Source organism: Pseudomonas sp. JDS08PS003 (assembly GCF_045013505.1).
Taxonomy (GTDB): Bacteria; Pseudomonadota; Gammaproteobacteria; order Pseudomonadales; family Pseudomonadaceae; genus Aquipseudomonas; species Aquipseudomonas protegens_B.
Genome location: NZ_CP120724.1, coordinates 865122 through 886794 on the forward strand (window position 1 = coordinate 865122; position 21673 = coordinate 886794).

19 protein-coding genes and 1 pseudogene are annotated in these 21673 nt (G+C 63.4%); 12 read left to right on the forward strand and 8 right to left on the reverse strand.

Annotation, left to right across the window (positions count from 1 at the left end):
- Positions 1-187 precede the first annotated feature (187 nt).
- Positions 188-703 (reverse strand): annotated as a pseudogene (locus P7C00_RS03885) (methyl-accepting chemotaxis protein); the annotation flags it as partial.
- A 1499-nt stretch (positions 704-2202) separates the two neighbouring features.
- Positions 2203-3873 carry a diguanylate cyclase gene (locus P7C00_RS03890; protein WP_404938162.1) on the reverse strand — a complete coding sequence of 557 codons (1671 nt, stop codon included), beginning with the start codon at positions 3871-3873 and terminating at the stop codon, positions 2203-2205.
- 288 nt (positions 3874-4161) lie between these two features.
- Here P7C00_RS03890 and P7C00_RS03895 point away from each other — a divergent pair, with 288 nt between their 5' ends.
- From P7C00_RS03895 to P7C00_RS03915, 5 genes are all read left to right on the forward strand, one after another.
- The gene (locus tag P7C00_RS03895; RefSeq protein ID WP_123726007.1) at positions 4162-5229 is read left to right on the forward strand and encodes a DUF2333 family protein; all 1068 of its coding nucleotides are present in this window, start codon (positions 4162-4164) and stop codon (positions 5227-5229) included.
- 3 nt (positions 5230-5232) lie between these two features.
- Complete coding sequence (locus P7C00_RS03900; RefSeq protein WP_346636307.1) at positions 5233-5769, forward strand: NUDIX hydrolase; 537 nt, start codon at positions 5233-5235, stop codon at positions 5767-5769.
- A 198-nt stretch (positions 5770-5967) separates the two neighbouring features.
- Positions 5968-6339, forward strand: coding sequence for a translation initiation factor Sui1 (locus tag P7C00_RS03905; protein WP_346636306.1), 372 nt, complete (start codon positions 5968-5970; stop codon positions 6337-6339).
- Positions 6340-6561: 222 nt separating this feature from the next.
- Positions 6562-8475, forward strand: a complete 1914-nt coding sequence (gene speA, locus P7C00_RS03910; protein ID WP_053148866.1) for an arginine decarboxylase — start codon at positions 6562-6564, stop codon at positions 8473-8475.
- A 175-nt stretch (positions 8476-8650) separates the two neighbouring features.
- Complete coding sequence (locus tag P7C00_RS03915; RefSeq protein WP_404938163.1) at positions 8651-9526, forward strand: alpha/beta hydrolase; 876 nt, start codon at positions 8651-8653, stop codon at positions 9524-9526.
- On the opposite strand, the gene P7C00_RS03920 is transcribed toward P7C00_RS03915, so the two are convergent.
- Positions 9520-10866 carry an MATE family efflux transporter gene (locus tag P7C00_RS03920; RefSeq protein ID WP_346636304.1) on the reverse strand — a complete coding sequence of 449 codons (1347 nt, stop codon included), beginning with the start codon at positions 10864-10866 and terminating at the stop codon, positions 9520-9522. The genes P7C00_RS03915 and P7C00_RS03920 overlap by 7 nt on opposite strands.
- Before the next feature lie 154 nt (positions 10867-11020).
- On the reverse strand, positions 11021-11314 hold the full coding sequence (locus P7C00_RS03925) for a hypothetical protein (protein ID WP_102863000.1): 294 nt from the start codon (positions 11312-11314) through the stop codon (positions 11021-11023).
- A 189-nt stretch (positions 11315-11503) separates the two neighbouring features.
- Between P7C00_RS03925 and P7C00_RS03930 the strand changes: the two genes are divergently transcribed.
- The 5 genes from P7C00_RS03930 (at position 11504) to P7C00_RS03950 (ending at position 15972) form a co-directional block, all read left to right on the forward strand.
- The gene (locus tag P7C00_RS03930; protein ID WP_123726003.1) at positions 11504-11809 is read left to right on the forward strand and encodes a MazG-like family protein; all 306 of its coding nucleotides are present in this window, start codon (positions 11504-11506) and stop codon (positions 11807-11809) included.
- Positions 11806-12555 (forward strand): methyltransferase, encoded by a 750-nt coding sequence (locus P7C00_RS03935; RefSeq protein WP_123726002.1) that lies wholly within the window; start codon positions 11806-11808, stop codon positions 12553-12555. The genes P7C00_RS03930 and P7C00_RS03935 overlap by 4 nt, the downstream gene beginning before the upstream one ends.
- Positions 12556-12566: 11 nt before the next feature.
- Positions 12567-13175 (forward strand): DUF4136 domain-containing protein, encoded by a 609-nt coding sequence (locus P7C00_RS03940; RefSeq protein ID WP_404938164.1) that lies wholly within the window; start codon positions 12567-12569, stop codon positions 13173-13175.
- 41 nt (positions 13176-13216) lie between these two features.
- Positions 13217-13774 carry a DUF4136 domain-containing protein gene (locus P7C00_RS03945; protein ID WP_346636302.1) on the forward strand — a complete coding sequence of 186 codons (558 nt, stop codon included), beginning with the start codon at positions 13217-13219 and terminating at the stop codon, positions 13772-13774.
- Between the two features lie 179 nt (positions 13775-13953).
- Positions 13954-15972, forward strand: coding sequence for a pilus assembly protein TadG-related protein (locus P7C00_RS03950; RefSeq protein ID WP_404938165.1), 2019 nt, complete (start codon positions 13954-13956; stop codon positions 15970-15972).
- On the opposite strand, the gene P7C00_RS03955 is transcribed toward P7C00_RS03950, so the two are convergent.
- Together P7C00_RS03955 and P7C00_RS03960 are read right to left on the reverse strand one after the other, a co-directional pair.
- On the reverse strand, positions 15957-18719 hold the full coding sequence (locus P7C00_RS03955) for an ATP-binding protein (RefSeq protein WP_404938166.1): 2763 nt from the start codon (positions 18717-18719) through the stop codon (positions 15957-15959). The two genes, P7C00_RS03950 and P7C00_RS03955, sit on opposite strands and share 16 nt — an antisense overlap.
- Positions 18716-19153 (reverse strand): TadE/TadG family type IV pilus assembly protein, encoded by a 438-nt coding sequence (locus P7C00_RS03960; protein WP_346636299.1) that lies wholly within the window; start codon positions 19151-19153, stop codon positions 18716-18718. The genes P7C00_RS03955 and P7C00_RS03960 overlap by 4 nt, the downstream gene beginning before the upstream one ends.
- Before the next feature lie 73 nt (positions 19154-19226).
- Here P7C00_RS03960 and P7C00_RS03965 point away from each other — a divergent pair, with 73 nt between their 5' ends.
- Together P7C00_RS03965 and P7C00_RS03970 are read left to right on the forward strand one after the other, a co-directional pair.
- Positions 19227-19697: a prepilin peptidase gene (locus tag P7C00_RS03965; RefSeq protein WP_346636298.1), complete on the forward strand. Its 471-nt coding sequence runs from the start codon at positions 19227-19229 to the stop codon at positions 19695-19697.
- Positions 19698-19823: 126 nt separating this feature from the next.
- Complete coding sequence (locus tag P7C00_RS03970) at positions 19824-20612, forward strand: response regulator transcription factor (protein WP_346636297.1); 789 nt, start codon at positions 19824-19826, stop codon at positions 20610-20612.
- A 56-nt stretch (positions 20613-20668) separates the two neighbouring features.
- On the opposite strand, the gene P7C00_RS03975 is transcribed toward P7C00_RS03970, so the two are convergent.
- Complete coding sequence (locus tag P7C00_RS03975) at positions 20669-20935, reverse strand: DUF3613 domain-containing protein (protein WP_346636296.1); 267 nt, start codon at positions 20933-20935, stop codon at positions 20669-20671.
- Position 20936: 1 nt separating this feature from the next.
- Positions 20937-21671: a tetratricopeptide repeat protein gene (locus P7C00_RS03980; RefSeq protein WP_346636295.1), complete on the reverse strand. Its 735-nt coding sequence runs from the start codon at positions 21669-21671 to the stop codon at positions 20937-20939.
- Between the last annotated feature and the right edge of the window lie 2 nt (positions 21672-21673).

The following is a 21673-nucleotide window of genomic DNA, read 5'->3' on the forward strand; positions in this document are numbered from 1 at the left end:
GCCGGAAAGACTTTATGACTGTCCAGTTCTCGGCAATAGCCAGCACGATGACCGATGTTTGCGCAAAATATGTGACCAAGCAGTTAAATCCGGTCATTTGCCTGCAGGGTAAGAGCACTGAACTCCCGGCCAGCCGTTTCACCGATGATCAGGCGTTTGTCGGGGAAAGCCGGGGCAGATGCACAGCTTAGACGCGGAAGGCTTGCACCGCTGTATGCAATTGTCCCCCAAGGTCCAGCAGGTTATCGCCCTGGGCCCGGCCTTCGCCAATGCGCAGCAGGTTGTCGCCGCCCAGTTGATGGATGCGCTCGCTGTGATCGCGGATCTCGCTGACCGCACCGCTTTGCTGGGCCGTGACGTCGGCGATGCGCACGGCGGTGTCGGCAATGGTCTGGATCGCCCCGACGATTTCGTCCAGGGCGCCGTCGGCAGCCTGGGCCTGGCTGGCGGTGGCTTCGGCGTGTTCCACCTGGGCGCGCATGCCTTGCACCGATTGTTGCGCGGCGGTCTGCAGGCCGGCGATCAAGGTCTGGATCTGCGCCGTGGCCCCGGCGGTACGCTGGGCCAGGGAGCGCACCTCTTCGGCGACCACGGCAAAGCCGCGGCCCATTTCTCCAGCACGGGCAGCTTCGATGGCGGCGTTGAGGGCCAGCAGGTTGGTCTGTTCGGCAATGGAGCGGATCACTGTCAGCACGCCGCCGATGGTGGCGGACTCCTGGGCCAGGTGCTCGATCATTTGCGCGTTGCCCTGTACCTCGCCCACCAGGGCGTGCAGCCCGGTCAGGCTCAGGCCTATGACTTTCTGCCCCTGTTGCACCGCAAGGCCAGCGCTGCGGCTGGCATCGGCGGCCTGGCTGGCGTCACCGGCAACCTGCTGGATGGTGGCTTCCAGCTCCCCCAGGGCATCGCGGATCTGGGCGGTGTCGCCGGCCTGGCGCTCGGCGCCGCTGTGCAGGCCGCTGCTGAGGTCGGCCAGGGCGCGGCTGCTGCCGGCCACTTGCTCGGCGTTCTGGCGAATGGTGCCCACCAGGTCCACCAGATAGGCTCGAAGGCGGTTCAGGGACTCTTCGATGGCGTGCAGTTCGCGGTTGGTCTTGCCCAACTGGATCGGCCGGCTGAAGTCGCCTTCGGCCCAGGTCGATAGCGCCGGGGCCAGGTTGGTCAGGACTCGGGCCAGCTTGCGCTGCAAGGTGTCGATGACCAGGGCGATCAGCAGGATCAGGCCAATCATCAGCCCCTGCATCAAGCGCACTTCGCCCTGGATCTGGCCGTGCTGGGCCCGTACCGCGGGTTCCAGCTCGGCGATGGCCTGGCGCACAGCGGTGATCTTCAACAGGGTCGCGGCGCTCAGGTCGGCGCGTTTCTGGATCTGTTGCCGGGTGCGTTCGAGTTCTGCCGGATAACGGTTGAGCAGGCTGTGGAGTTCGCGCTTGAGGCCGACGCCGGCGTCTTCTGCGGCGGCTTTCTGGGTGTTTTCCAGGCCCATCAGGGCAGCAAAATCATCGGTGCCCGATTCGCTGCTGGCGGTTACCCCTAATAAAGGCAGGGCTTCGAGCCGGTCGGCCTGGGCCTTGATATTGTTCACTTCGCGTTCGACATCGGCGGCCAGTTCGCTGCGGCCGCTGCTCACCAGCTTGTCCCGGGCCAGGGACAGTTTGCCCAGGTGCTGTGCAGCGGTGAGCAGCAAGGGCAGGTAAGTGGCGCCTTCTGTGGACTGGGTCCTGCTGGCGTACTGGCTGAGCTGTTCCAGGTTGGCGCCCAGCTCCCGCTCGGCCTGCAACAGCAGGGCCTGGGGATCGCCGGCCAGCTTGCCCGCGGCCAGCAGGTCGGTCCTGCTGAAGTCGTCCAGGCTGGCCAGGCTCGGGCGCAGGCTTTGCGCGAGCTGCGGCGGCAGCTCGGTCAGTTCGCCTTGCAGGGCCTCGATGGCCTGCGCCGCGCTACTCAGGCGCAGAGCGTCACCGCTGGCCAGGTAGTCTTCGATGTTGCGCGCCACCTGGTTTTGAAACTGCTGGGACAGTCCCAGGTAGCGCTCCATCAGCAGATAGGGGCGTTCCAGGGCTCGTTGCGACCACCAGAGCGTGGCCCCCAGGGCCAGGCAGACGGCAACTAACAGCAGGGTATTGAGATTGGTCAGCAGCTTCAGGCGCATCAGGGCTCTACCAACGGCAAAAATGGTAAGCGCCTGAATTTATTGCGTTTGTATTACAAGGTTATGACCGAATCTGTGGATTCGGATGAAAAGATGGCACTTTGACTTGATTGCCGTGCGGCCTGCACCCGGTTGCGTCCGCTGTGCTTGGCGCGGTACAGCGCCTCGTCCGCCTGACTGGCCATCATCAGGCTGTCGGAGTCTTCCTGCATCTCAACCACGCCGGCGCTGAAGGTGCACCACAGGTCCTGGGGCTGGGCCGGGTAATGGATCTCGGCAAAGCGCTGGCGGATTTCGTCCAGCACTTTGCAGGCGGCGTCCTGATCGGTGTCGGGCATGACGATGGCGAACTCTTCGCCGCCGTAGCGGCCGATGAAGTCGGTCTTGCGCAGGCGCTGCTTGAGGAACAGGGCCAGGCTCTTGATTACCCGGTCGCCCATGGGGTGGCCATGGCTGTCATTAACCCGTTTGAAATGGTCGATGTCGAGCATGGCGAAGCTCAGTGGCTTGCTCTCGCGGCGAGCGCGGAAGCTGCAGTCTTCCAGCAGTTGCAGGATGTGGGTGTGGTTGTACAGGCCGGTGAGGCTGTCACGGACCATTCGCGCCTTGAGGTTGCGGGCCCGGGCCGCGCGGTTGCGCACGGTGGTGATCAGGTGCCGCGGCTTGATGGGCTTGGTGAGGAAGTCGTCGCCGCCTTCGCTCATGGCGTCCAGTTGCTTGTCCAGGTCGTCTTCGGCGGACAGGTAGATGATGGGCACACTGACATAGCGGTCGTTGTGGCGGATCACCTTGGCCAGCTCGGTCCCGGTGCAGGCCGGCATGTACATGTCGAGGATGATCAGGTCCGGCTGAAAGTCCGCCAGCTCGGCCATGGCCTGGATTGGCTCGATCAGGGTGCGGGTGACGATTCCGGCGCTGTTGAGCAGGCGCTCGGTATGCAGGGCCTGGGCCCGGGAGTCGTCGATGATCAGCACTTTATAAGGTTCGTACTGGGCGACGCAGGTCAGCACTTCGATCTTTTCCAGCAGGCTGGAGGCTTCCAGGGTGCCGGTGAGGAACTCCTGGCCGCCGGCGCGTACTGCCGCCAGGCGAGTCGGGGTGTCGGTTTCATGCAGGCTGAAGAACAGCAGCGGTAGTTTCTGTTCCAGGCCGACCTGGGCTTCGGCTGCCAGGGTCAGGCCCATGCCGGGGCCGCAGAAGTCTACGTCGATGACGATGGCCGCCGGCAAGCGCTCGACCATGGACGAACGAAAGGCGGCGATGCTGTCCAGGGACTGGGCCGTGAGGCCAAAGAATTCCAGTTGCTTGGCCAGGCGTTCGGCCCGGTCGTGATCCTGCAACATCACGTAGATAGGTTTGCGCAACGGTGGTAGGAAGGTCTGTTCCAACTGGTCGCCGTGGCGCAGGCCGGTGCGCGACAGGCGCTGCATCAAGCGATTGAGATCGGTGATCAGGTTGCTGCTCAGGCGACCGCGATTGGCATCGACCGCTTCCAGCGATTGGCCGATGCTGCGGGCCAGTTGGGTATGTTCGGGCTGTTCGAAGCGTTCAGCGAAACGCAGCAGGCGCAGGTTGGCTTCACACAGTTCCGACATGTCGTTGGTGGACCATTCGCTGCGCTGCAGACGCTGCCATATCTCAAGAATCTGACGTGCCTGATGAATTACCCGCTGGGCAAAGTGGTGCTTGAGGCGCTCACGGCTGGGGTCTTCTGGCTCGGTCATATCCTGACTACTAGTTAGGGTGCATGCTGAGATCGACTGGTGGCTCTATGCTAGCACCACTTTTGTATCCCATGAGTGTCGTACGTCAATAATGTGCAAGGCGGCGTTATTCAGTTCCTGACTGCCTGGTCGCATAGGCTCTGGAGTGTGCTTCATTTATAGTGACCGCCTGATTCGCAATCATTGCGCGGCGCGCATTTGCCGGAAGATTTATCCCGTCAAGGCAAGGCACGATGGAGTAGGGTTGTGGTCGAACCGATGAACCCAAGTGATTGAAAGGACATAGCCATGCTGGATTGGAAGAATCGCGCAGGCAGCGCGCCGGATCGTGCTGCCGAACCCAAGTCGGCGACACGCAGCTATTTCGGTGGCCTGCTGTTCAGTCGTGCCCTGGCCACCTTGCTGGGCCTGTATCTGTTGGTCACTGGCGGCCTGGGCTGGTACTGGAGTCAGGAACCTGCGCTGTTCCCGGTCCAGCAGAACGCCCAGATCGCTGCCGAGAAGGAAGGCCGGCAGATGGTGGTGGGCTACACCACCGTGGAAACCCTGAAGACCGTGGTCGGTACCTTGCTGGACAAGCCGGGTGGCTATATCTCCAACGACCGTTTTCCACCGGGCCTGTGGATGGACAACATGCCAAGCTGGGAATACGGCGTGCTGGTCCAGGTCCGCGACCTGACCCGAGCCTTGCGCAAGGACTTCGCCCGCTCCCAGTCGCAGTCCGCTGAAGACGCCGACCTGGCCAAGGCCGAACCGCGCTTCAACTTCGACAACAAGAGCTGGGTGCTGCCATCCAGCGAGTCGGAGTATCAGGAAGGCATCAATTCCCTTAGCCGCTACCAGGCTCGCCTTTCCGATCCAAACCAGAAGACCGCACAGTTCTATGCCCGTGCCGACAACCTCAACAACTGGCTGGGTGATGTAGGGACGCGCCTGGGCTCTCTGTCCCAACGGCTGTCGGCCAGTGTGGGCCGGGTCAAGCTCAACACCGCACTGAAAACCGAAGTGCCGGCCCCGGGCCAGGGTCCGCAGGTGGATGAAGAAGTGGTGGAAACCCCATGGATGCAGATCGACAACGTCTTCTACGAGGCCCGTGGCCAGGCCTGGGCGCTGTCGCACCTGCTGCGCGCGATTGAAGTGGACTTCGCCGACGTGCTGGCGAAAAAGAACGCCACGGTCAGTGTGCGTCAGATCATCCGTGAGCTGGAGGCATCCCAGGAGCCGGTCTGGAGCCCGATGATTCTCAATGGCAGCGGCTTCGGCGTCCTGGCCAACCACTCGCTGGTCATGGCCAACTATATTTCCCGGGCCAACGCGGCGGTCATCGACTTGCGCCAACTGCTCAATCAAGGCTGATCCATGGTTGCAACCACCAATGAGGCGGCCCATCGCGCCGCCTCCGACGCTGAAGAAATTGCCTGGGTCGATGGCGAAGACCAACTGTTGGGTGCCATGGTCCGCTCGGAGCTGCGCCAGCGCGGCCTGATCGGGCGTGGCACCTACATCATGCTGTTCAATTCCGCCGGTGAGCTGTGCGTGCACCGGCGCACCCTGAGCAAGGCCATCTATCCGGGCTATTGGGATGTCGCCGCAGGCGGCATGGTCCTGGCGACTGAAAGCTATGCCGAATCCGCCGCCCGGGAGCTGGAAGAGGAGCTGGGGGTGAGCGGGGTCGAACTGACCGCCCATGATCACTTCTTTTTCGAGGACACCGGCAACCGTCTCTGGTGTTCGGCGTTCTCTGCCGTGTGGGACGGTCCTCTGCGCCTGCAGCCGGAAGAAGTCCTGGAAGCGCACTTCATTCCCCTGGATCAGGTGCTGCGGGAAATCCACGAAAAGCCCTATTGCCCGGACTCCCTGGCCGCCTTGCAACGCTATCTGGCGCGTCGTCGTTAAAGTTGCATAAATTGACGCTGATTGGCTCTTAGCAACCGGGCTTTTTGCCGTTACACTGCGCGACTTTTCAAGCTGAACCGGCGGCGCTTGTTGCAAGCGCGCCGGGTCAGTAGCGCTGCCCCTGCCTGAGTGGGGCTTCGCGGTCGATGGCAGCGCCATATGCTTCGACCAGTCTTTGTCCTCCCAAGAGGATTGCCGGTGGCCAAAAAAGCCGCATCCTTCGCCGCCCTTGGTGGCCTGGTGTTTTCCACCGACGCAGGTCGACATTGCCCGGACTGTAGCCAGCCGGTGGCCGCCTGTATCTGCAAACAAACCGTGATTCCGGCCGGCGACGGCATTGCCCGCGTGCGTCGCGAGAGCAAGGGCCGTGGCGGCAAGACGGTGACCACCATCACCGGCGTGCCCCTGGCCGAAGACGCCCTCAGGGAGCTTGCCACGACGTTGAAGAAACGCTGTGGCACCGGTGGCGCCTTGAAGGACGGCGTCATTGAAATCCAGGGTGACCATGTCGAGCTACTCTTGGCGGAACTGGTCAAGCACGGTTTCAAGGCGAAGAAGTCCGGCGGCTAGCAGCCTCTGTGAAAACCACCTCTGACTGGACGCTGTCTTGATTGGCTCAGGACGCTGGCGTCGTCTCCATGGTTTTCACAGAGCCTGTTCATGAACGGTTTCTAAACTCAGCACGGCATGCGCGGTCTATTGCGCTTGCAGGCTAATCGTCATTTTCATTCTTTAGACTGCGCCGACCCCGGATTGGGGCGGCGCTCTATGACTTCTTTATAGGGGACTTCGATGTCCGTACGACGCACACGTAAAGACGATGGCAGCCAATGGACAGTTGCGGACAGCCGCAGTGTTTACGGGATTCGCCATTGGGGGGCCGGGTATTTCGCGATCAATGACGCCGGTCGCGTCGAAGTTCGTCCGAACGGCCCGAGCAGTTTGCCCATCGATCTGTTCGAACAAGTCGAGGAGCTGCGCAAGAGCGGCTTGTCCCTGCCTTTGCTGGTGCGCTTCCCGGACATCCTCCAGGACCGCGTGCGCCAGCTGACCGGCGCTTTCGACGCCAACATCGGCCGCCTGGAATACCAGAGCAAGTACACCGCCCTGTACCCGATCAAGGTTAACCAGCAGGAAGCGGTGATCGAGAACATCATCGCCACCCAGAATGTCTCCATCGGCCTGGAAGCCGGCTCCAAGCCGGAGCTGCTGGCGGTCCTGGCCCTGGCGCCCAAGGGCGGCACCATCGTTTGCAACGGCTACAAGGATCGCGAGTTCATCCGCCTGGCGCTGATGGGCCAGAAGCTCGGTCACAACGTGTTCATCGTCATCGAGAAAGAGTCCGAAGTGGGCCTGGTGATCGAGGAAGCGGCGTCCCTCAAGGTCAAGCCACAAGTGGGCCTGCGGGTACGCCTGTCGTCCCTGGCTTCGAGCAAATGGGCCGACACCGGTGGTGAAAAGTCCAAGTTCGGCCTGTCGGCGGCGCAACTGCTGTCGGTGGTGGAGCGTTTCCGCGCCGCCGGCCTGGACCAGGGCATCCGCCTGCTGCACTTCCACATGGGCTCGCAGATCGCCAACCTGGCGGACTACCAGCACGGCTTCAAGGAAGCCATCCGCTACTACGGCGAATTGCGCAACCTCGGCCTGCCGGTGGACCACATCGACGTCGGTGGCGGCCTCGGCGTGGACTACGACGGTACCCACTCGCGCAATGCCAGCTCGATCAACTACGACATGGACGACTACGCCGGCGTGGTGGTGGGCATGCTCAAGGAATTCTGCGATGCGCAGAACCTGCCGCATCCGCACATTTTCTCCGAGAGCGGTCGTTCCCTGACTGCCCACCACGCCATGCTGGTGGTGCAGGTCACCGACGTCGAGAAACACAACGACGACGTGCCGAAGATCGAAAACAAGGAAGAGCTGCCGGAAACCGTGCAATGGCTGGTGGACCTGCTGGGTCCGACCGACATCGAGATGGTCACCGAAACTTACTGGCGCGCCACTCACTACATGAGCGACGTGGCGGCCCAGTATGCCGATGGCAAGCTGACCCTGGCCGAAAAAGCCCTGGCCGAGCAGTGCTACTTCGCGGTATGCCGTCGCCTGCACAACTCCCTCAAGGCGCGTCAGCGTTCCCACCGCCAGGTGCTGGACGAACTCAACGACAAGCTGGCCGACAAGTACATCTGCAACTTCTCGGTGTTCCAGAGCCTGCCGGACACCTGGGCCATCGGCCAGGTGCTGCCGATCCTGCCGCTGCACCGTCTCGACGAAGAGCCCCTGCGCCGTGCCGTGTTGCAGGACCTGACCTGCGACTCCGACGGCAAGATCAAGCAGTACGTCGACGAGCAGAGCATCGAGACCAGCCTGCCGGTACACGGCCTCAATGAGGGTGAGGACTACCTGTTGGGGATCTTCCTGGTGGGCGCCTACCAGGAAATTCTTGGCGACATGCACAACCTGTTCGGCGACACCGACTCGGTGAACATCTACCAGCGGGCCAATGGCAGCGTGTACCACGCCGGGATCGAGACCCACGACACCATCGAGGACATGCTGCGCTACGTGCACCTGTCGCCGGAGGAGTTGATGACCCACTACCGCGACAAGGTGGCCAGCGCCAAGATCAGCGCCGCCGAGCGCACCCAGTTCCTCGACGCCTTGCGTCTGGGCCTGACCCGCTCGTCCTACCTGTCGTCCTGAGGGCCCGGGCATCCCCGGTGATGCCCGTCCCGCCCCCGCACAAAGCCGCGCCCTGCGATGGAGGGCGCGGTTTTTTTTTGCGCGGCTTTCACGTTTGTCACAGAAGAGGGGCCTCCGTCCCATTTGCAGCTAGCCTGCGAAGAGGCGTCCATGATGGGCGCAACGAGGCTTGCTGATGCTCAATACATCCAAGGGCGCCTGGCGTCTGTTGTTCAGCACCCTGGTGCTCAGCCTGCTGGCGGCGTGCTCACCGCTCAAAGTGCTCAATTCCCTGACACCCGGCAGCACCTTTATCAAGACTCGGGACATTGCCTACGGCAGCGATCCCCGGCAGAAGCTGGATGTCTATCAGCCCCGGCAGGTGGTTCCCGGTGCGCCGGTGGTGGTGTTCTTTTATGGCGGCAGTTGGAACAGTGGCTCGCGCAGCGACTACGACTTCGTCGGCGAGGCCCTGGCCTCTCGGGGCATGGTGGTGGTCCTGGCGGACTACCGGCTGTATCCACAGGTGCGCTACCCGGCCTTTCTCGAAGACGCGGCCCGCGCCGTGGCCTGGACCCATGAACATATTGGTGAATTTGGCGCCGACCCGCGGCGGCTGTATCTGATGGGGCACAGTTCCGGCGCCTACAACGTGGCCATGCTCGCCCTGGACTCGCGCTTGCTGGGGCAAGTCGGGCTGACGCCGCAGATCATCAAGGGCTGGATCGGCCTGGCCGGGCCCTATGACTTTCTGCCGATCCGCAACCCCGAGGTGCGCCCGGTGTTTTTCTACCCCGACTCGCCGCCGGACTCGCAGCCCATCAACCATGTCAGCCGGGGCGCGCCACCGGCACTGTTGATCGCGTCCAGCGAAGACTCCCTGGTCAACCCGCAGCGCAATACCGGTGGTCTGGCCAGCAAGCTGCGAGCGGCAGGCGTGCCGGTGCAGGAGTTCTACTTCTCCCGCACGGGCCACGCCACTCTGGTAGCGGCCTTGTCCCGGCCCTTGCGCGGCCTGGCTCCGGTACTGGATCGGGTCAGTGGTTTTGTCGAGTCGACGCCGACTCAGTGAGTTCCGGCAAACCAGCCGTCGCGTCGCTCCAGGTGCCAGGCGAAGGCTGCCAGAGTCAGGCTGCGCAGGAGCATGAACAGCAGAAAGGTCAGCCACAGGCCGTGGTTGCCGAAGCCTTGCAGTGCCCAGGCGAAAGGTAGCAGCAGGAGCACGGTGAGGAGCATGCCGTTGCGCATTTCCCGGGCTCGGGTGGCACCGATGAACAGACCGTCCAGCAGGTAGCTCCAGACGGCGATCAGGGGCAGCACGGCAAGGTAGGGCAAATAGGTGAAGGCGGTCTGGCGGACCTCGGGAATGTTGGTCTGCATTTCGATGAACAGGTGGCCTCCCAGCAGGAACAGCACGGCAAAACCCAGGCTGGCCAACAGCGACCAGCCGCCGGCCACCACCAGCGAACGGCGCAGGGCCTGGCGATCGTGGGCGCCGATGGCGTGGCCGCACAGGGCCTCTACCGCGTGGGCCAGTCCGTCCAGCGCGTGGGCGGTGAGCAGCAGGCCGTTGAGCAGCAGGGCATTGGCTGCCACCGTGGCATCCCCGAGGCGCGCACCTTGTACGGTAATCAGGAAAAACACCGATTGCAGGGCCAGGCTGCGGATGAAGATGTCACGGTTCACTGCCAACAGTGGGCGCCAGCTTTGCCAGCGGCGCAGCGTGGCCCAGACGATCTGCCCCGGGTAGGCGCGCAGGGCCGGACGAGTCATGGCCAGGCCGATCAGGGCGCCGGTCCATTCGGCGATCACCGAGGCCCGGGCCGAGCCCACCACGCCCCAGTCCAGGCCCAGGACGAACCACAGGTTGAGAGCGATGTTCACCAGGTTGGTGCTGAGCAGGATGGTCAGCGGCGCCCGGGCGTTCTGGGTGCCGAGAAACCAGCCCACCAGGGCGAAGCTGGCCAGGGCCGCGGGCAGGCCCAGCAGGCGTGTGTGGAAGAATGCCCGGGTCATCTGGTCCAGGTCCGCCGAGGGCTGCATCAGATGCAAGGCGGCGCCGCTGAGGGGGACACCGATGGCGCCCAGCACCAGTGCCAGGCCCAACGCCAGCAGCAGCCCCTGGAGCAGGATCTGGCGCAGGGCTGCGCCGTCGCCACGGCCGGCGGCCTGGGCAGCGAACCCGGTGGCCCCCATGCGCAGGAAGCCCATGGCCCAGGCCAGGAAGGTGTAGAGGCTGGCGCCAACCGCCACCGCGCCCAGTTGATGGGCGTGGGGCAGGTGACCGATCACCGTGCTGTCCACCAGAGCCACCAGGGGCACGGAAATATTCGACAGAATCATCGGCGCGGCCAGGGCCCAGACGCGACGATGGGTGGGGCGATGACGCCAATCGGTGATCAGGGGGGACATGCAGGCTCCTTGCGAGAGCCGGCATTGTAGCCTCGGCGCCAGGATGCGCCGAGGTTTAAGTCGCGGTTGAGGATCTGCCGCGCTTCGGTGATGCCGCGTTGCAAATCGCTGACCGGCGCTTGCGAGTGGGTGAGCAGGTTCTGACGCCAGCGGATCAGTGGATGATCCAGCTCAGCAGCCAGAGGCCGAGCACCAGCCAGATGATGCCGAGGATGATCGAGGCGCGCATGAAGGCACGGATCGCCGAGTAGAGGAACATCAGGCCGATGATCAGGCCGATGATGCTGACGATGGAGGTGTCCATTCCCAGTGCCCGGGACAGCCCGTCGACGAAGTTGCCACCGGCATGGGTCAGGGTATTGAACAACCCGCTGAGCAGGTCGACGATAAACCGGATGACCGAACCTATGGCCTGGCCAAGCCACTCGAAGAAGCTTTCTACCTGCATGTGTGTGTCCTGATGAAAGAGGGGGCGGGTGCCGAGCTCAACCTTGGGCCATGAATGCCCGCAGCGAGTTCCCTGTTAAGCATAGAAGCTGCCAGGGGCTGCACATTCTGTAGGAGCCGGCTTGCCGGCGAAAGCGCTCTTGCGTCCCACGCCCAACCCCCGGAAGCTATACGCCTTCAGGAGACCCCGATGAACCTAGAGCAACTGACCCAACGCCTGCACGCCATTCGTGACCGTAACGACTGGCAGCAATTTCACAGCCCGAAGAACCTGGCCATGGCTGCCAGTGTCGAGATGGCGGAGCTGGTGGAAATCTTCCAGTGGCTGACCGAGGACCAGTCGCGGCAATTGCCCGCGGACAAGCTGGCTCACGCCGGACAGGAGGTGGGCGATATCGTCCTCTACCTGCTGTTGCTGTGCAGCGAGCTGGGGCTGGACATGGACCAGGTGGTGCGCAGCAAGCTGGCGGACAGTGAACGGCGGTTCTGCTCATGAGCGACCGGCATTTCGACCAGTTGGCGACCCGTTTCGCCGAGAAGATCTATGGCGGCGCCAAGGGTGCGATCCGCCTGGCGGTGCTCCAGGCCGACCTCAAGGAAAGCCTGCCCGAGCGGCCGCTGCGGGTGTTGGATATCGGCGCCGGCTTGGGGCACATGTCCCTGTGGCTGGCTCAGCGTGGGCACCAGGTGACCCTGGCCGAGCCTGCGGCGCCCATGCTTGAGGGGGCTCGCCAGCGCTTTGCCGACGCCGGGCAGCAGGCGACCTTCATCCAGGCACCCTGGCAGGAATTGCTGGGGCAGCTCACCGAACCCTATGACCTGGTGCTCTGTCATGCGGTGCTGGAATGGCTGGCCGAACCCCACGCGATCCTGCCGGTTCTGCACCAACTGACCAGCGCCGACGGCTGGCTGTCCCTGGCGTTCTATAACCGCGATGCCCTGGTTTATCGCAATCTGCTCAAGGGCCACTTCCGCAAGCTGCGCAAGAACGACATGGCCGGTGAGAAGCAGAGCCTGACCCCGCAACAACCGCTTGATCCTCGTGAGCTGGCGGCGCAACTTGAGGGCTTGTGGCGAGTCGAAACCCAGAGCGGAGTGCGGGTTTTCCACGATTACATGCCGGTGGAATTCCAGGCTCGCGCCGAGCTGACGGATCTGCTGGAGATGGAGCTGGCTCACCGCCGACACCCAAGCTTTGCCGGCCTTGGGCGTTATCTGCATTGGCTGTGCCGGCCGGTCTAACGGAGTGCGCAATGAAACGCCGCCTGGGTCTGATCTTCCTGTGTTCCGGGCTTGCCGCCTGTCAGGGCAGCAACCCCTACGTCGCCAGTAGCAACCCGCTGCCACCGGCGCCGCCGCAAGCGGTCAACACCTTCGACCGCAGCGCCTATCCTGCGCCGCAACGGGACTATGGACGCTACCGCAACTGGGCCTGGCTCAATGGGCGCCTGCCCAACGGCTCGGCCTGGGCCGACTCGGCGCAGATCGCCGAGGCGGTCAGCAATGCCCTGGATCAGCAGGGTTTGCGCCCCGTGCATGACTCGCGGCCGGCGGACCTATGGGTCAGCGCCGACCTGCACCTTGAGAAGCGCCTGCGCCAGGTCCAGGACGACTATGGTTATGGCGGCTACGGCGGTTACAACCGCTACGGACCGGGCTACGGCATGTACGGCAGCGTGCCGGTGGTGCGCACCTACGAGGTGGAGGTCGTGGTGGTCCGGGTCAATCTGTTCGACGGCGCCAGCGGCCAGCCGGTATGGAGTGCCAGCGCCGAGACCAGCAGCAGGGGCAGCCTGAGTGAACGTGCCGATTCGCTGCGCGAGGCGGTGCAAAAGGCCATGGCCGCCTATCCTCCCAGTTAGTTGAACGGCGCCCGTTTTTTGTCTTCACGCGGAGAAACAGCATGTTCCATCGAATCGCGTTACTGGTGTGTGCCGCCTTGCTCAGTGCCTGCGCCGCCGACCAGGTCAATCATGACTTTGACGCCAGCCGGGACTTTGGCGCCTACCGCAGCTGGAGCTGGAAAGAACCCGCCCTGCAATATCGCCCCGACGACCCGCGCATCAAGAGTGACCTGACCGAGCAGCGCATCCGTCAGGCGGTGGCCGAGCAGTTGGACCAGCGTGGCCTGCGCCCGGCCCAGGGCGGGAATCGGGCTGATCTGAATGTCCAGGCGTATCTGATCGTCGAGGACCGCCAGCAGCAGGTCACCACCAACTATGGTGGAGGCTGGGGTGGCCCATGGAATGGCTACTGGGGCGGCCCGATGTACAACGAGACCCGTAACATCACCTATAAAGTGGCGACCATCCAGATCGATTTTCTGGACGGCAAGGACGGCAAGCTGGTTTGGCGTGGCAGTGATGAGCAGATGCTCAGCAGTTCGCCCAATCCCGCCGAACGCAGTGCAGCGGTGCGTACCACGGTGATGCGTATCCTGCAGAACTATCCGCCGCACTGAAGCTGCTCCTGAGTTTTTGCGAGGCTCATCGGGAACGCCGCATGAGGGGCTCCCGATGACCCCGCTCACCGCCAGTCAGCCGGGCTATCACCCTGCCAGCATGCCCCTCAAGCGTTGTCTACACTGCCTCATATTCTTGGAGGTAGCGCTCGGCTGCGAGCCGGTAAAGGAGTGCCCCGATGTCTCCCCTGAAGCGGTTTTCCGGCCCGGCTCGACAACGCGGGGCCATTGGCCTGATGGCGGCGGCGACCCTGGGTCTGGCGCTGTTGCTCATGTTGCTGGTGGTGGACAGCGGTCGGCTCTACATGGAGCAGCGCAAGTTGCAACGGGTCGCGGACAACGCGGCGCTGGAAGCCGTCAGCCGTGGCGGCAATTGCCAGGCCGGCCTGACTGCCGCCACCTATGCCGGGCAGAGTGCAGTGCGCAATGGTTTCGTCATCGCCACCGGCAGTACCCTCACCACCACCTGTGGCTCCCTGACCACCGCAGCCAACAGCTTGCGTACCTTCAATGCCAACCCAGCGCAGTCGGCGGCCGTGCGGGTGATTGCCACCAACACCGTACCCATCAGCGTGGCGTCGGGGGTGGGGGCGCTGTTCTCGCCAGGCCCGATCAACCTCACCACTCAGCTCAGCGCCACGGCCGTGGCTGCTGCGCCGACGCCACCGCTGGCGCAACTGAGCATTCGCAGCACCATAGGCACCGTCAACAGCACCAACTCACCGATACTCAATGCCGTGGTGGGCAACATGCTCGGCGGCAGTGTGAACATCAGTGCTGTGGGCTGGAATGGCCTGCTCAACAGCGATATCAATTTACTGCGCTACCTCGATCAACTGGCGATCGACCTGGGCGTCGCCGCCGGCAACTACACCCAGTTGCTCAACACCCAGGCCAGCCTGACCCGGCTGATCCAGACCGCCGCCACCGTGGTCCAGGCCAATGGCGCGACCGCCGACATACTGGCGGCCCTGGGGGCTCTACAAGTAGCGGTGAGTGCCCAGATACCGCAGTTGAAACTGGGGGACATCCTGAAACTGCAGACCGGTGCTGCATCCACCGCGCTGGATGCCAACCTGCAGCTCTTCCAACTGCTGCAAGCGATGATTCAACTGGCCAACAGCAAGAGCGCAGTGGCAGCGGTGATACCGGCCAACCTGCTGGGCCTGGCCAGTGTGACGGTCCGGGTCAAGGTCATTGAGCCGCCTCAGTTCTCCGCTGTCGGTGACCCTCGGCTGGCCATCCTCGATCCGTTGGGGGCCAATCGCATCTACGTGCGCACAGCTCAGGTACGGACGCTGATTTCGGTCAACCTCACAGGCCTGTCCGGGGTGACCGGCCTGGCCAACGCCTTGCTGGGGCTGGTGGGCTCGCTGACTCCGACCCTCAACAGTGTCCTGAGCCTGAATCTGGCCGATACCATCAACTCCTTGGGCTGCCTGCTGGGCGCCGGGTGCCAGCAAGTGGACCCGCAAGTGCTGCCTTCTCCGCGAATCGATATCAACCTGGAGCTGGGGGGCGCCAAGGCCTACGTCACCAACTACAGCTGTCCGACGGGCAACACCGGAACCAAAAGCCTCACGGCGCACAGCGAGTCGTCCCTGGCCGACATCAAGGTGGGGCAGATTGATCCCAACACCGCGTTCTCTTCCTCGACGGAACCTGTGGTGACGCCGCTGCCGATCATCGACCTGGGTATCTGGACCTGTCACAAGATTCTGGGGATCGGCAGTTGCGGGCCGGCGCGCACGGCCTTCGCCGCAGGGGGCATCGGCATCAAGGTCGATAGTTCGCTGGGGCTCAGCCAGACCGGACCGAACGTGGGGCGGGATCTGATCTACTCAAGCGGTGCGCCGGATTTTTCCGTACCGCGCAATGTCAACCAGGCGCCGACCTACCAGAACGCCGCCCCGACCAACAACCTCGTCAACAGCCTGTCGGGCACTATTGCCGGGATCAGCCTGCAGGTTTACCAGCCGGTCAGCGCCAACCTCCTTGGCTCGGTGGTGGCAGTAGCGGGAGGAGTGATCAACGGTGTCACCAGCCTGATCATGCCGTTGATCAGCAACCTGCTGAGCCCCCTGCTCGATCCGCTGTTGAACAACTTGCTGACGGCGCTGGGGATCAACCTGATGGATGTGGAAGTAGGCGCCAACCTCACCTGTGGGCAGACGGGCAGGGCCTATCTGGTGATCTGATCCGCCTGGGCGATCGGCAGCTCGATGCAAAAACGTGCGCCGTCCTGACCGTTGCTGACACTCAGGCGACCGCCCATGTTCTGGATTATGCCGTAGCTCACCGACAGACCGAGCCCGGTGCCGACGCCCACCGGCTTAGTGGTGAAGAAGGGCTCGAAGATTCGCTCCAGCAGCCGCGGGTCGATGCCACCGGCGTTGTCCTCGACCCACAGGCGCACCCACTGTTCGTCACGCTGGCCGTGTATGGCAATCCAGGGTTTGAAATCCTTCTGCTGGCCCAGCTTGCCCAGCAGGGCGTCCCGGGCATTCACCAAAAGGTTGATCAGCACCTGTTCCAACTGGTCGACAAAGCCCAGCACCTGGACCTCGAAACCCAGCTCGCTGATACGCAGTTCCAGTCCCTTGCCGCGTATGCCTTCGGCCAGCAGTGACAGGGTACCCTCGATGGCATTGGCTGGATTGAAGGGCTGTTGCTCCACCTCCGAACGTCGGCCGAATACCCGCATGTGATCCACCACTCGGGCGGCCCGCTGGACCTGAGCGTCGATGCGATTGAGTTTGTCGGTGAGGTAGTCGACCTGGATATCGCCATTGCTCAGGCGCTTTAGCGCATTGACGATGGCCATGCGCATCACGTTGAGCGGCTGGTTGATTTCATGGGCCAGGCCGGTGGCCATTTCCCCCAGGGTGGCCATTTTCGCGCTTTGCGTCAGTTGCTGCTGGGAGCGCCGCACCTCGGTGTTGTCACGGCCCACGGCCTGGATTTCCAGCAACTGCCCCTGGTCATCGAATACCCCGCGATCCGACCAGACCCACCAGGCGTGTTCACGTCCTGGCAGTTGCAGGTTGATCTCTGCGGTGCTGACCGGAAACTCCGGGCTCAGCAACTTGAGCCGCCGTTCGAACCCCTCGCGCTGTTCGGCGGACAGCCACTGTCCCAGATTGCTCCCCGGCAGATCCTCGGCGGCGCACTCCAGGTAGGCTGCCAGCGGCCGGTTGCCGAAGGTCAGGGTCAGGTCCGGGCGGTAGCGGCAGATCATCGCCGGCGAGTCTTCCACCAGAATCCGGTAGCGCTCCTCGCTCTGGCGCACCTGTTCGGCGGCCAGGGTGGCTTCGGTGACGTCCAGCCACAGGCCAACGGCTTCCACCGGCAGGCCCAGGTCATCGCGCAGCAGCCGGGCTTCGTCCAGGACCCAGTGGAAGTTTCCCTGGCGATCCCGGAGTCGGTAGCGGGCGTGGACATTGCCTTCGCGCAGCAGTTGGCGGCAGCGCTGGAAGTACAGGTCGCGGTCCTCGGGGTGGACCCACTCCGCCAGGGTTGCTTCGCGGCAGTCTTCCAGGGTCCAGCCCAGCAGGGGTTGCAGGCTGGCGCTGAAAAAACTCGGTTGCAGGGCGCCTTCCTGGTAGCGCTGGACATAGATCACCGCCGGCGAGCTGGCGATCAGGTTATCCAGGCGGGCATGGGCCGCGGCGGCTTGTTGCTGTTGGTTCTTGATGTCGCTGATATCCAGCATGAACCCCACCAGCCGTTGCTGTTCCCCGCGTCCCAGGGCCTGGCCCTGCAAGCGGTACCAGCGCGGTGGCGCGCTCGGGTCAGCTTCATGCAGGCGTACGCAGAGCAGCAGCGGCTTGCCCAGTTTCAGGGCCTGCAGGCGGCTGCTGAGTTCGGCGCGGTCGGCGGGGTGAATCAGTTCCAGCCAGTCCTGGACGCTGAGTCTGTTGCTGGGGGCGGGCAGTTGCAGGCTGGCGGCCAGTTGGCTGGCCAGCAGCACCTGCGCCGTGTCGGCGCAGAGCTCCCACCAGCCGGCGCCCAGCAGTCCTTGCAGGGCTTCCAGGCGTTCCAGGTGCAGATGATGACGATGTTCCCGCAGGCGGCTGAGCAGTGGTCCGGCCAGGGCCGCGGTGAGCATCAGCCAGTCGCGATCCAGCAGGTTGGGCGCATGTTGCTGCACGGTGTAACAGCCGCACAGGAGCCAGGCGGCAACACCATGGTCGTCCCGGTAGGGCACCAGGAAACCTTCGCGATGACCGAAGATACCCTGCAGCCGCGGGTGTTCATTCAGGCCCTGGATATGATTCAGATGCAGCGGTGTGTTGCCGCTCAGGCTGTCCAGGCCGGTGCCCAGCTCTTGGTCGTTATGCCACAGCCGGGGCGCGTCATGGGCGCTGTAGCAGCTGTGGATGACCCAGCTTTGCTCCTGTTCGTCGAGCAAGGCCAGGCCCAGGCAGGGGATGTGCCAGTAGCGGGCCAGGTCGGCGAGCTGGTCGTGCAGTACGTCCGACAGACGGGTCAGGTTGCACAGGCGGATCTGTTCGCTGATCTGCGCGGCGAAGATCCGACATTGCTCACGGCTCAGGGCCTGCTGGCGTTGTTGAATCAGGTCGCCGATGTCCAGCAGATGCAGCGACCATTGCGAACCCCAGGGCTGGAGCCAGCCGCGCAGGTGCAAGGTCTTGCCACCCAGCCCGCGCAGGTCCAGGTCCAGCACCTGTCCACTCCAATCGGCGGGACGGCCTTCGAGGGCCAGGGTGCTGTCGGGCAGGATGTAGTCCAGCAGATGTGGTGGCTCGGCGGAGGGGGGCAATTGGGCCAGCCCATGGCGCAACGGCCCGCTACTGCTGAGGACTCTGCCCTGCTGGTCCAGTATCAGTTGCAGGCCGACAGCCTGGGGCGTTACCTGGGGCTCGTCGGCGGGAAGTGGCTGGCGACCCAGCAAGCGCCCGAGAAGCTTGTCCCCAGAGGTCAAAACTGCACACTCGAGATAGCGGTCAGGGTGGTGGGCAGGTTGGGCACCGGGCCGACCACCGGCAATACCAGGCTTGGTAGCACCTGGGTGAGTTTCTGGGTGGGGTAGTCGACCCGCACGGTGAGCACGCCGTTGGCGTATACAGCGCTGTAGTCGGTAGCGGCGAAGTTGAAGGCCGGCGGAATCCAGCTGGTCTGGGTCTGCACCACGGTGTTGGCCAGGTTCTGCACCGTAGTGGCGTAGTTGGCAGTATTGGGGTCGACCGCCACGGCCCGACGCACCGCTTCGGCGGTCGCCTGGTTGAAGGATTGCATCATCAGCAGCGGCAGGCTGTAGCTGACCAGGCCGTAAAACACCGCGAAGAAGATCACGAACACCGCAGCGAACTCGATCGCCACAGCACCTTTCTGCTTTCTAGGGAGGCCCGGTTTCATGAGTGCGTCTACCCTGACAACCACTATGTCCATTGAGCATAGGATCAATCCGGCAAAAGGAACGTTCAAGCCGATGCATTTCTGGGTTTTGTGGATCTGGTTGGCAATCTGTGCGCTGCAGGATCTGCATCAGCGGCATATCGCCAACACCTTGACTCTGGGCGCGGCACTGCTGGCCGCCTTCTACCTGTTGTGGACCGGCAGTACCTGGCTGGGTGCCAGTGCCGCACAGGGCGGCTGGGCATTGTTGCTGGCTCTGCTGTTCACCCTGCCCGGGTATGCCATGGGCCGGATGGGGGCGGGGGACGTCAAGTTGATGGCGGCCCTGGGGCTGCTCTCCGACCCTGAGCATCTGCTGGGGGCCTTTATTGGCGCCGGGCTCTGTAGCCTGGTGTGGTTGCTGATTGTCCCCAGGTTCTGGCTGCAGCAGAAACAAGGACTTGAGCCCCAAGGGCGAGTGTCCGGCACAGGCTTGTCAAAAAAATACCCATTTGCCCCCTTTGTACTGGCTGGAATGGTCTTAACTGTGAGCGTGATCCACTAGTCGCCGGACGGATTAATGCTATGTACATAGTCGGAAAGTGGGTCTAGGTTTTAAGTTGTAGCTGCCCGGATCATGCGGGGCAGGACAGGAGTGGCCCGTCGACGATTGGCCAGCACGGAGTAGCACGTGAACAAGCTCACCTCACAGATGAAAGTGCTCGTGGTCGATGATCAGCCACTGATTGTCGAAGAACTTTGCGAGTTTCTTGAAAGCAGTGGTTACCGTTGTGTTCCTTGCGAGTCCAGCCGCCAGGCTGTGGATTGCTTCAACAAGGACGCGGAAATCTCCCTGGTGCTCTGCGATCTGCACATGCCCGATATGGACGGTATCCAGCTGGTGCAGGAGCTGCAGCGCCTGGCCGGCAAGCATCGGGTGTTCGAAGCCATCATGCTCACCGGGCAGGCGGACAAACAGGACGTGATCAAGGCCCTGCGCGCCGGCATTGCCGACTACTATCAGAAACCCATCGACCTGGACGAACTCCTCGAAGGCCTGCAGCGTCAGGAAATCGCCTTGCAGGAGCGGCAGAAGAACCTGCACCTGGGGCATCTGAACCAGAAGCTGCAGTTTCTTTCGGAGTCCATCGACGATCTGTACCAGGACCTGGACAAGGTCCGGCGTACACCCGCCGCCAGTCGCAGCGAGGAGTCTCAGGGCGACAGCGCCGACGCGGATTCCATCGAGATGCCGGCAATCTTCAACCAGCTGTCGCCACGACAACTGGACGTGGCGCGACTGGTGGGCAAGGGGCAGACCAACTACCAGATTGCCTGCGAACTGGGGATCACCGAAAACACCGTCAAACTCTACGTTTCCCAGGTCCTGCGGCTGACCCACATGCACAACCGCACACAGTTGGCCCTGGCCTTGTCACCGAGCAATTCGGGGTTGCGCCAGCGGGTCACTGCCCACTGATCGCGAGCTGTGCATGGCGGCGGTGATGGATTCACCGCCGCTTGATTCCCTCCTGACTATTTGGTTTCCACCTTGCCACCGGCATCCGGGTCGTACAGGTCCGGAATTTCGTAGTGGTATTTTTTCAACCAGCGTTGCAGCGCCAGTTCACGTTCCGTGGGGGTCGCCGTCTGTGGCTGCGGCGAGGCCGCCAGATTGCGACTTTGCAACAGCAGCCAGCCTTCGGTCTCCTGCTGCTGGGGCGAGGCGGGGCCTGCGTCGATGGCCAGTGCGGCCAGGGGCAGCGTCAGCAGAACGGTACAGCAGAGCATGGGCAGTTTCATTTCAGCGCTCCTTGGTCGGCGTGGCCTCAGGCTGCAGGGTGGTGGACCCCTTGGCCACCTGGGTCACGGAGGCGGTGGTGGCCGCGGGTTTCCCGAGCTCCTCGGCGCGGGCCTGGGCCTGGGCAAATTGCTGGGGATTGAGGTTGGCCTGGCTGACCACTTCTGCGGCTTGCTTCCAGTTGTCCTGATAGAGCAACAGGGTCACCAGGTTGATGGCCGCCAACGGCTCGGACTGCTTGAGCTCGATGGCTGTGAGGAATTCGAAGCGCGCCTCTTCGATGCGCAACTGGTTGAGGTAGACGACCCCCAGGTCGTTGCGGATTTTTTCATTGGTCGGTGCCAGATGCGCCGCCCGTTGCAGGTGAGCCTGGGCCTGGCCGTTATCTCCCCGTGCCGCCGCCAACTGGCCCAGGCCATGCTCGCCCTCGGCGGCCAGGCATGAACCCAGCAGGCTGCGGTACAGCGGCTCGGCCTCACTACGGCCCAGCAGACGGTAGACCCGGGCCTTGCGTACCCGCACTTCGGCGAGGTTGTCCGGCAGGTTCTGCAGGTTGGCCAGGCTGGCGTACAGCTTGCCGTCGTTGGCCATCTCATCGGCGAGATTGACCGCCAACTCTTGCTCGGAGCTGAGCTTGGCGCAACTGGTGGTGTTGGTCAGGGTCGCCCACGACACCTGGCCGTTGCTGGCGCATCCGCCGAGCAGCAACAAGCTGGCAGCGACAATCATGGCTTTCATCA

Coding starts and splice junctions, on each gene's coding strand:
- P7C00_RS03890 (WP_404938162.1), bottom strand. CDS start 3,873: ATGACCGAGCCAGAAGACCCCAGCCGTGAGCGCCTCAAGCACCACTTT.
- P7C00_RS03895 (WP_123726007.1), top strand. CDS start 4,162: ATGCTGGATTGGAAGAATCGCGCAGGCAGCGCGCCGGATCGTGCTGCC.
- P7C00_RS03900 (WP_346636307.1), top strand. CDS start 5,233: ATGGTTGCAACCACCAATGAGGCGGCCCATCGCGCCGCCTCCGACGCT.
- speA (WP_053148866.1), top strand. CDS start 6,562: ATGTCCGTACGACGCACACGTAAAGACGATGGCAGCCAATGGACAGTT.
- P7C00_RS03915 (WP_404938163.1), top strand. CDS start 8,651: ATGCTCAATACATCCAAGGGCGCCTGGCGTCTGTTGTTCAGCACCCTG.
- P7C00_RS03920 (WP_346636304.1), bottom strand. CDS start 10,866: ATGTCCCCCCTGATCACCGATTGGCGTCATCGCCCCACCCATCGTCGC.
- P7C00_RS03925 (WP_102863000.1), bottom strand. CDS start 11,314: ATGCAGGTAGAAAGCTTCTTCGAGTGGCTTGGCCAGGCCATAGGTTCG.
- P7C00_RS03930 (WP_123726003.1), top strand. CDS start 11,504: ATGAACCTAGAGCAACTGACCCAACGCCTGCACGCCATTCGTGACCGT.
- P7C00_RS03935 (WP_123726002.1), top strand. CDS start 11,806: ATGAGCGACCGGCATTTCGACCAGTTGGCGACCCGTTTCGCCGAGAAG.
- P7C00_RS03940 (WP_404938164.1), top strand. CDS start 12,567: ATGAAACGCCGCCTGGGTCTGATCTTCCTGTGTTCCGGGCTTGCCGCC.
- P7C00_RS03945 (WP_346636302.1), top strand. CDS start 13,217: ATGTTCCATCGAATCGCGTTACTGGTGTGTGCCGCCTTGCTCAGTGCC.
- P7C00_RS03950 (WP_404938165.1), top strand. CDS start 13,954: ATGTCTCCCCTGAAGCGGTTTTCCGGCCCGGCTCGACAACGCGGGGCC.
- P7C00_RS03960 (WP_346636299.1), bottom strand. CDS start 19,153: ATGAAACCGGGCCTCCCTAGAAAGCAGAAAGGTGCTGTGGCGATCGAG.
- P7C00_RS03965 (WP_346636298.1), top strand. CDS start 19,227: ATGCATTTCTGGGTTTTGTGGATCTGGTTGGCAATCTGTGCGCTGCAG.
- P7C00_RS03975 (WP_346636296.1), bottom strand. CDS start 20,935: ATGAAACTGCCCATGCTCTGCTGTACCGTTCTGCTGACGCTGCCCCTG.
- P7C00_RS03980 (WP_346636295.1), bottom strand. CDS start 21,671: ATGAAAGCCATGATTGTCGCTGCCAGCTTGTTGCTGCTCGGCGGATGC.